The sequence below is a fragment of the uncultured Anaerococcus sp. genome, assembly GCF_963510915.1.
In the GTDB taxonomy this organism is placed as follows: Bacteria; Bacillota; Clostridia; order Tissierellales; family Peptoniphilaceae; genus Anaerococcus.
Genome location: NZ_CAUPHG010000070.1, coordinates 1 through 9,190 on the forward strand (window position 1 = coordinate 1; position 9,190 = coordinate 9,190).

At 33.5% G+C, this 9,190-nt stretch carries 7 protein-coding genes and 1 pseudogene; all 8 read left to right on the top strand.

The window, feature by feature from the left end:
- Nucleotides 1–1,815 (top strand): annotated as a pseudogene (locus tag RQ893_RS06665) (chromosome segregation protein SMC); the annotation flags it as partial.
- Nucleotides 1,816–1,907: 92 nt separating this feature from the next.
- Entirely contained in the window at nt 1,908–2,393 is a 486-nt protein-coding gene (gene def / locus RQ893_RS06670; RefSeq protein ID WP_311482271.1) for a peptide deformylase, read from the top strand.
- Nucleotides 2,386–3,321 carry a methionyl-tRNA formyltransferase gene (fmt, locus tag RQ893_RS06675; protein WP_311482272.1) on the top strand — a complete coding sequence of 312 codons (936 nt, stop codon included), beginning with the start codon at nt 2,386–2,388 and terminating at the stop codon, nt 3,319–3,321. The genes def and fmt overlap by 8 nt, the downstream gene beginning before the upstream one ends.
- Nucleotides 3,314–4,600, top strand: a complete 1,287-nt coding sequence (gene rsmB, locus RQ893_RS06680; RefSeq protein ID WP_311482273.1) for a 16S rRNA (cytosine(967)-C(5))-methyltransferase RsmB — start codon at nt 3,314–3,316, stop codon at nt 4,598–4,600. Before fmt ends, rsmB begins: the two co-directional genes overlap by 8 nt.
- Nucleotides 4,593–5,615: a 23S rRNA (adenine(2503)-C(2))-methyltransferase RlmN gene (gene rlmN, locus RQ893_RS06685; protein ID WP_311482274.1), complete on the top strand. Its 1,023-nt coding sequence runs from the start codon at nt 4,593–4,595 to the stop codon at nt 5,613–5,615. Before rsmB ends, rlmN begins: the two co-directional genes overlap by 8 nt.
- A 2-nt stretch (nt 5,616–5,617) precedes the next feature.
- Complete coding sequence (locus RQ893_RS06690; protein WP_311482275.1) at nt 5,618–6,343, top strand: Stp1/IreP family PP2C-type Ser/Thr phosphatase; 726 nt, start codon at nt 5,618–5,620, stop codon at nt 6,341–6,343.
- 9 nt (nt 6,344–6,352) lie between these two features.
- Nucleotides 6,353–8,290, top strand: coding sequence for a Stk1 family PASTA domain-containing Ser/Thr kinase (gene pknB, locus RQ893_RS06695; protein WP_311482276.1), 1,938 nt, complete (start codon nt 6,353–6,355; stop codon nt 8,288–8,290).
- The gene (gene rsgA / locus RQ893_RS06700; protein ID WP_311482277.1) at nt 8,290–9,159 is read left to right on the top strand and encodes a ribosome small subunit-dependent GTPase A; all 870 of its coding nucleotides are present in this window, start codon (nt 8,290–8,292) and stop codon (nt 9,157–9,159) included. Before pknB ends, rsgA begins: the two co-directional genes overlap by 1 nt.
- Nucleotides 9,160–9,190: the final 31 nt, after the last annotated feature.

Sequence of the window (9,190 nt, forward strand, 5' to 3'; positions counted from 1 at the left end):
ATAAATTTTGTAAATAGGGAAAAGCTTTTTAGGCTTACCTTTTTGACTATTGATTCAATAAATTCATTTTTAAAAGAAAAAACAAATGAGCCTGAAGTTATAGCTATGGCATATGAGCTTGTAGGATATGATTCAAAGCTTACTGGTATAATTGGTCACTTTTTGGGCTCTACTGTTGTTGTTAAAGACATAGACTCAGCAATTTCGCTTTCAAAAAAAATAAAAGGCTATAGGATAATAAGTCTAAACTTGGATATTATTAATACTTGGGGCTCTATGGTTGCAGGAACAAATAAAAACAAACGTTCTTCTACCAGTCTTCTTAATAGAAAGAAAAAATTAACTGATTTAGAAAATTCAATCAAGAACCTAAGTAGTAAACAAAAATCCTATGAAGAAGCAATTTCGCAACTTAACCTTGACTTAGAAGATAGAAAAAATAAGCTCCTAAGCCTTAGAGATGCTTATGGAAAGAAAGACCAAGAGAAAAAGGATCTTACAAGTAACATTGAAAGATTAAAATTAAAGATAGAATCCCTAAGCCAGCATAAAACAGACTTAGCTAGTAATGAGATTGGCTATGAAGAAAATAAAAGTAACCTTGATATAGCAAGTCTAATGGCAGAAGAAGGAAGTCTTAAAGAAAGCCTTGAAGATCAAAATAGAATTTTAGAGGAAAAATCTAAGGAATTAGATTTAATAAAAGAAGAGATAATTACTCTAACAAATAAGCTAGAAATAAACAAGAGAGATAAGAGCCTTTTGGAAAATTCAATAATAAATCTCAAAAATAGCATTGAAGATATAAAATCTAACAAAGTAATTCAAGAAAAGTTATTTGCAAATCTTGAAAAAGACTTACAAATTTCAAAAGAAAAGGAAGAATCTCTCAATAAGTCTATTAATTTATATAAAGAAGAATCTGACCATCTAAGGGAGAGCATATCAGCTTTACAAGCAATCCTAAAGCAAAGAGAAGGAGAAAATATTAAACTAATAGAGGAAAACCAAAAGCTTGAAGATGATTTAAAAAATTTTGACTTAGAAAGGGTGAAACTTTCCTATAAACTTGATTCTGCAAATGAGAATTACAAAAATCTCGAAGATGAAATTAGTCCTTATATAACAATGAGCCTTGATGACCTAACAGAAAAATTTAAGGATGATGAGAAAATAAATCCAACAAAGACAGAACTTATTGATATCCAAAAAAAGATTAATGAAGTAGGATTTTTCACACCAACTGCCTTAGAAGATTTTGCTAATATTGAAAAGGAAGTTGATTTTATCAATGATCAGGTTGCTGACCTAAAAAATTCAAAGATTGATATAGAAAAAATGATAGTAAGGCTTGAAAAAGAAATGAAGGAAGAATTTTCTAAAAACTTTGCAATCATAAATGAAAACTTCACCAAGATTTTCAAAATACTTTTCATGGGAGGAGATGCAAGGCTAATCCTTGATAGCGATGATTTCCTAACAGCGGGTGTTGAAATTGAGGCAAAACCACCAAGCAAGTCCTTAAAATCTATCTCACTTTTATCAGGTGGGGAAAAAGCTCTTACAGCTGTGGCTCTCTTATTTGCAATCTTTGAGCAAAATCCAGCTCCATTTTCAATTTTGGACGAGATAGATGCGGCTCTTGATGAGTCAAATATCAAAAGATATATAGACTATCTAAAGAGTTTATCTATGAATACCCAATTTATCATGATCACCCATAGGCAAACAACAATGCAGCTTGCAGAAAAAATCCATGGTGTAACCATAGATGATGAAGGAATCTCAAAACTTTATTCCATAGTCTTTGATTAAAATTGATTAAGGGCTTAAAACCAGTAAAATATAAAGGATAAGAAATATAAAATTGCAGAAAAATTCTAGGGATTTTTTCCAAAGGAGGAAGTATGGCAATTCGAAATATAAGAATAGATGGAGATCCGATTTTAAGAAAAATTTCAAGACCAGTAGATCAGGTCACAGATAGGATTAGGATTCTACTAGATGATATGGCAGAGACTATGTATGCCGCTGATGGAGTTGGTCTTGCTGCCCCACAAGTTGGTAATCTTAGAAGAGTTATAGTTGTAGATCCTAGAGATGAACAAACAGGTCTAGTTAAGCTCGTAAATCCAGAAATAATTGAAAAAGACGGAGAACAAATAGGGGTGGAAGGTTGTCTTTCCATACCTGAATTTAATGCGACTGTAAAAAGACCAGAGCATGTAAAGGTCAAATATTTAGACGAAAATGGCGAAGAAAAAATCTGGGACGCTCATGGTTTTCCAGCGGTAATTCTTTGTCACGAAATAGACCATCTTGATGGTATCTTGTTTAAGGATAAGTATATAGAAGAATATAAACCGGAAGAAATGGTAGAAATCAATGATTAATATATGTTTTATGGGTAATCCAAAGTTTGCTTTGCAGACTTTGGATATTCTTTATAAGGATGAAAATATAGATTTAAAGCTTGTTGTGTCAGGCAAAGACAAGAAAAGGTCTAGAAATAAGTTTAGTCCCACCCCTGTCAAAAAATATGCAGAAGATAATGGAATAAGGGTAGAAACACCAGATACCGTTAATACAGAAGACTTTGTCAATATGTTAAAAGACCTAAAAATTGACTACATAGTTGTGGTTGCCTTTGGTCAACTCATTAAAGCCGTTCTTCTGGATAATTTTAAGGATAGGATAATAAACCTCCACCCATCTCTCCTTCCACTTTACAGGGGAGCAAGTCCAATGCAGTTTACCCTCCTAAATGGAGATAAAAAGACAGCTGCAACTGCTATGTTGATTGAAAAGGGCATGGACTCTGGAGATATACTTATCCAAAGGGAAATGGATATTGACCCAAGTGATGATTATTTTGCCCTAGAAGATAAGCTTGGCAAAATTGGTGCAGAAGCCATTAGAGATGCTATTTTAAATTTTGACCAAGTATATAAAAATAGACAAGACCAAGATGATGATAAGGCAACTTATTGTACAAAGATTGACAAGGAAATGGGCAGGATAGATTGGGAAAAATCCAGCAGAGAAATTTTAGATCAAATAAGAGCCTTAGTTTCTTATCCTGTAGCATATTTTGACTACAAGGGAGAAAATGTTAAGGTTCATAAGGCAAGCCTTGGCGATAAGAAAGGAAGACCTGGCGAAATTCTTTCAGCTAACAAAAAGGATAAGTTAGTTATAGGAACAGGAGATGGGTCAATAAGGATAGAAAAGATTCAATTTCCTGGCAAAAAGGCTATGGACACAGCTTCCTTCCTCTTAGGAAATGATATAGAAGTAGGATTTGTTTTAGAAAATGAGTGATTTTGAGATAATATTTTCTATCCTAAAAGCCGTTATCTTTGAGGACGAAAAGTCATCAGATATGATAAATGCCTATGCAGGAAGGTCTGATAATCTTCCTTTAATTACAAAAACAGTCTACGGAGTATTAGAAAATAAAATCTATATTGACTACATGATTAGGAAATTATCTGACATTAGGCTTAAAAAAATTCACAAAAATGTTCTTTTAATTCTTGAAATTGGAATATATAATATACATTTTTTAGAAACCAAGGACTATGCTACAGTTGATAAACTTGTTGATCTTACCAAGGCTAAAAACAAGAGGTCAACCGGTTTTGTAAATGCGATTTTAAGAGCTTTTATCAGGGATGAAAAGGAAATATCAACAATTTACGAAAAAGATGACATAAAGAGCCTTTCAATCAGGTATTCATTCCCGGAGGAAATTACCAGGTATATCTATGATTTTTACGGTATGGATTATACCAAGGCTTATTTGCGAGATGCTACAAGGGTTAAAGATTTATCTATTAGGGTAAATAATCTAAAGACAAGTAAGAAAAACCTAGAAGAATTACTCATAAAAGATGGCTTTGAAATAGAAGCGGGTAAAATTTCTCAATATAGTTTTATAGTAAAAAATCCTGGAGGTCTTGCGAGGAGTAAGCATTTTAAAGATGGGCTTTTTACCATCCAACAAGAAGCATCAATGAAGGCAATAGAGGTCCTAAATCCAAAAGACAATAGCAAAATCTTAGACCTTTGTGCAGCACCAGGAACAAAAACAACTTATCTTGCTGAATACACAAAAAACACGGGCAAAATTATTGCAAATGATATATCAAAATCGAAAAATAAGCTGATTTTAGAAAATATTCAAAGATTAGGTCTTGAAAATATAAGCCTAACGAACTACGATGCTTCAATCTTTGTGGACGATTTTGAAAATAAATTTGACTATTGTTTGGTAGATGCTCCTTGTTCCGGACTGGGAGTAGTAGGAAGAAAACCAGAAATACGATATAATAGAACTAAGGAAACGATTGTAAGACTAGCTGGTCTTCAAAGAAAGATTCTAGAAAATGCTATAAAGTATATCAAAAAGGACGGTTACCTAGTTTATTCAACATGTACCCTTGGCCCACTTGAAAATAGGGATAATTTCAACTACCTATTAGAAAAAGAAAACCTAGAATTAGTTCCAATTGAGGGTCAGGATTTTATAGAATACAAGAGCTTTGAAGCAATGACTGATGGATTTTTCATCAGTAAATTTAGGAAAATAAATGATTAGGATAAATGATAAGACAATAGAAGAAATTGAAGATTTATTTAAGGAGAAATCCTATCAAAAGTTCAGAGCCAAGCAAGTTTTTAGGTCAATTCATGTCAATAGGATAAATGACTTTGATAAGATGACTGATTTGCCTATTAAGATGCGAGAAGAACTAAAGGATGATTTTGACTTTGATAAAATAGAAGTTTTAAAGACTTTTGAATCAAAGATTGATTCTACCAAGAAATATCTTTTGGAATTATCCGATAAAAATATAGTAGAAGCTGTTTATATGGATTATAAAGATAGGTCTACTATATGTATTTCAAGTCAAGTAGGCTGTAGGATGGGATGTACATTTTGTGCATCAACAAAAAATGGTCTAGTTAGGAACATGACAGCATCAGAATTAATCGAGGAAGTTTATCTACTAGAAAGGCTAAACGGACCAATTTCTAATATTGTTATCATGGGAATTGGTGAGCCCTTGGATAATTTTGTAAATATCAAAAAATTTATAGAAATTATCACAGATCCTAAGGGCAGAAACTTATCGCATAGGTCCATAACTTTGTCTACATCTGGACTTGCTCATAGGATTAAAGACCTTGCGGATACAAACCTTGATGTAAATCTCGCCCTAAGTCTTCATTATGCAGATGATAAAAAAAGAGCGGTTTATATGCCTGTTGCAAAAAGATATAATATTGCAGACTTAATAGAGGCTACTGATTATTATTTTGATAAAACTGGACGTAGGGTTTCATTTGAATATGTTGTTATCGATGGTGTGAATAACTTAAATGAAGATGTAGAAAGACTGCATGACCTACTTTTTGGCAAAAATATTCATATAAATTTAATTCCTCTAAATCCAATTGAGGAATTTGACCATAAAAAACCGGCGGCTAGGGTTCTTGAGGATTTTAAAGAAAAACTTACCAGAAGGGGTTTAAACGCTACAATTCGAAGGTCTATGGGATCAGATATAGATGCATCATGTGGACAATTAAGAAATAATTATGCGAGGTAAGCATGAAATTTAGTACAATAACAAATATTGGCAAGGTTAGAAATGAAAACGAGGATTCATTCTCTAATGCTAGTCTTGCTGGCTTGGATTTTTTTATAGTAGCAGACGGCATGGGAGGACACAGCAAGGGAGAACTTGCTAGTAAACTCGCCGCGAAACTCTTTATAAAATACATAAAAGAAGCAGATTTATCAACCTATGATTCTTATACAAGGCTTTTGGAAGATGCAATTTTTTATGCTAACAAGGAAATCTATAACCTATCTCTAGAAGATGGAAATATAAAAATGGGTACAACTGTTGTTTGCCTATGTCTTGATTACAAAAACAATCTCTATCACCTAAGCCATTTAGGAGATTCAAGGGCTTATGTTTATAGGGATAAGAGCCTAACTCAACTTACAAGAGACCATTCTTTGGTAAATGACCTTTTAGATAGTGGCTCGCTTACGAAAGATGAGGCAGAAAACTTTATAAACAAGTCCGCCATAACTAGGGCTGTTGGAACAGAAGAAAAGATTATACCGGACAGCAAATCTCTTCCAATGCAAGAGGGGGATATTATCTTAATGGTTACAGATGGACTTACAAACGAATTGACAGACGAAAAGATAGCAGAAATAGTAAAAAATAGTGGGGATCCTTACCAAATTTCATCAAGACTTATTGAAGAAGCCGTAAATCATGGTGGTAGGGATAATATTACAGTTACAACTATTTTACTATAAGAGGGTATTATGGATAAAATAATTTTAGACGGTAGATATGAGATTATAAAAGAAATAGGCGTGGGTGGAATGGCCAAGGTCTATAAGGCTAAGGACAATCTTCTTGGTAGGTATGTTGCAATTAAAATTTTAAAAGACCAGTACGCTGAAGATGATGAATTTTTAAAGAAATTTAATAATGAAGCTCAATCAGCAGCTAGGCTTTCCCATATAAATATTGTAAATGTTTATGATATTGGAAAAGATATGCTAAATGGCAAACTTATTCAATATATAGTTATGGAATATGTGGAAGGGGAAACCCTTAAAGATTTGATTAACCGAGAAAAGGTCCTTGAAAATCACGATATAATTGATTATTCGACACAAATCGCCCAGGCACTTAAATCTGCCCATGATTCAGGAATAGTCCATAGGGATATTAAGCCACAGAATATTTTGATAGACAAATATGGTCTATGCAAGGTTACAGATTTTGGTATAGCAAGGGTCTCATCCAATGCTACTATCACTTATACCAGCTCAATTTTAGGAACAGTTCATTACATTTCTCCAGAGCAGGCGAAAGGTAAGATTGTAGATTTGAAATCTGACCTTTATTCTTTAGGTGCTGTCATGTATGAAATGGCAACAGGTAGGGTACCTTTTGATGCAGATAATTCTGTTGGTATAGCTGTTATGCATATACAAGATGACCCAATTCCACCTAGAGAAATAAATCCAAATCTTTCTAAGCACTTAAATTACATAATTATGAAGCTGTTAAAGAAAGACCCAACTGAGAGATTCCAAAATGCAAGCGAGCTAATTGAGGCTCTTGATGATGAATCTCTAGTTAAGGGTGAGGATTCTTTTGAAGATACTGCAAGAATTCCTATAGTTGTTCCCAAAAAAGAAGCCTACCAAGAGCCTATCGAAGAAGATAGAGAAGCTGTTTATGTCTCAACCGGTGAAGAAAAGTCTAAGAAAAAGAAAAAGAAAAATTCTATAAAAATTTGGCCTTTAGCTCTTCTCGCCTTTATCTTAGTTGGGGTTGTATATTATTTCAATTCTAGAATGTCAAGCGATGAAATTGAAGTACCAACAGTTGTAAATCTTACTGAAGAACAGGCTGTTGACCAGCTAGAAAAAAGAGGTTTTAGAGCAAATATATCAAGAAATGCTGAAAGCGATGAATATGAAAAAGGTAAGGTTATGAGTCAGGATCCAGAAGCTTCCACCAGGGCCAAAAAGGGTACGATTGTCAATCTGGTAATTTCTTCTGGTAGGGAAGTAACAGTTCCCGAACTTAAAAATATGAACCTCAGTCAAGCTGAGGAAACATTAAAGGACTTAGGACTTAAAATAGGAACAACTTCTACTGATTATTCAAATACTGTTGAAAAAGATTTGGTGATTAGGCAAGAACCTGTATCTGGCTCTTCTGTCCAATCTGGTTCTGAGGTAAATCTTGTCATTTCGGCAGGCAAGGAAGATACCACAGAGATAATAAAGGTTGGAAACTATGTTGGAATGAGTGAGCAAGATGCAATAGCGACAGCTAGAAATAACCACCTAAGGGTTAGAAATGTTGATTACCAATATTCTTCTAACGTTCAAAAAGGACAAGTAATGAGCCAGTCTATTGGAGCTGAGACAGAAGTGGCAGAAAATTCAGCAATTGACTTTGTAATAAGTCTTGGAGAAGAGGAAAAGTCAAAGCCAAAGAGTCCTAATAGGGAAGTTGAGATTAGGCTTAATGTTGCTACTGATAAGGAAAACTTTAATGTAAAAATCTATAAGGTTGATAGTAATGGCAACAGAGGAGACCTAATGTATAACGACTATCACACATCAAATGAACTAAATTCACAAGGTATCTTGGTTCTTAAATTTATGGCTATGTCCGGAACTAGTGTGGAAGTTTTAGTTGATGATGAATCTTATGGAGTATATCAAGTTAATTAATGATTGGGAAAATAATAAAAAGTCAAAAAGAATTATATTATGTAGATACTAAAGATAAACTCTATATGGCTAAAGCCAGGGGGAATTTTAGAGTCAAGGACAAAAAACCCTTAGTTGGAGACAATGTAGAAATAGAACCCCTAGAAGATTCCAAGGCCTATATAACAAAGCTCCTTCCTAGAAAAAACGAAATTAAAAGACCAAATATAGCAAACATTGACCAGCTCTTGGTTTTTGTGACTATAAATGATCCACCACTTAATCTTTATAATCTAGATAAATATCTAGCCATGTGCGAATATTTGAATATCTCTGTGACTATAATGCTTACAAAAATTGATTTAGCGCCTGGAGAAAAAATCGAAAATTTAGCAAATATTTATAGGAATATTGGTTATGAAGTAATATTGGTTGATAATTACAAGGATTTTCCAAAAGAAAAAATTCAAAGAATCTTAGAGGGAAAGACTTCTGCGGTATCGGGAGCATCCGGTGTTGGTAAGTCCACTTTCTTATCGAACTTAATTGATGAAGAAATAGAAATTGGTGATATAAGCCAAAAGTCAAAGAGGGGGAAGAATACCACCCGCCATACAGAAATCTTTAAACTTGGTGAAGATACTTTCATTTTTGATACACCTGGCTTTGATTCCTTCGACCTAGATTTTTTAGAAGATGAAAATGACCTTAAAAATACCTTTGTGGAATTAAGGGATAGGGCTTGTAAATTTAAGGATTGTAACCACATAAATGAACCATCTTGTAGGGTCAAGGAAGATTTGGAAGAGGGAAAAATTTCTAAGTCACGCTACAAAAATTATATTCAGTTATTTGAAGAATTAAAACAAAGGAGACTTAACAAATGGTAAAATTATCACCATCAATACTTTCAGCAAATTT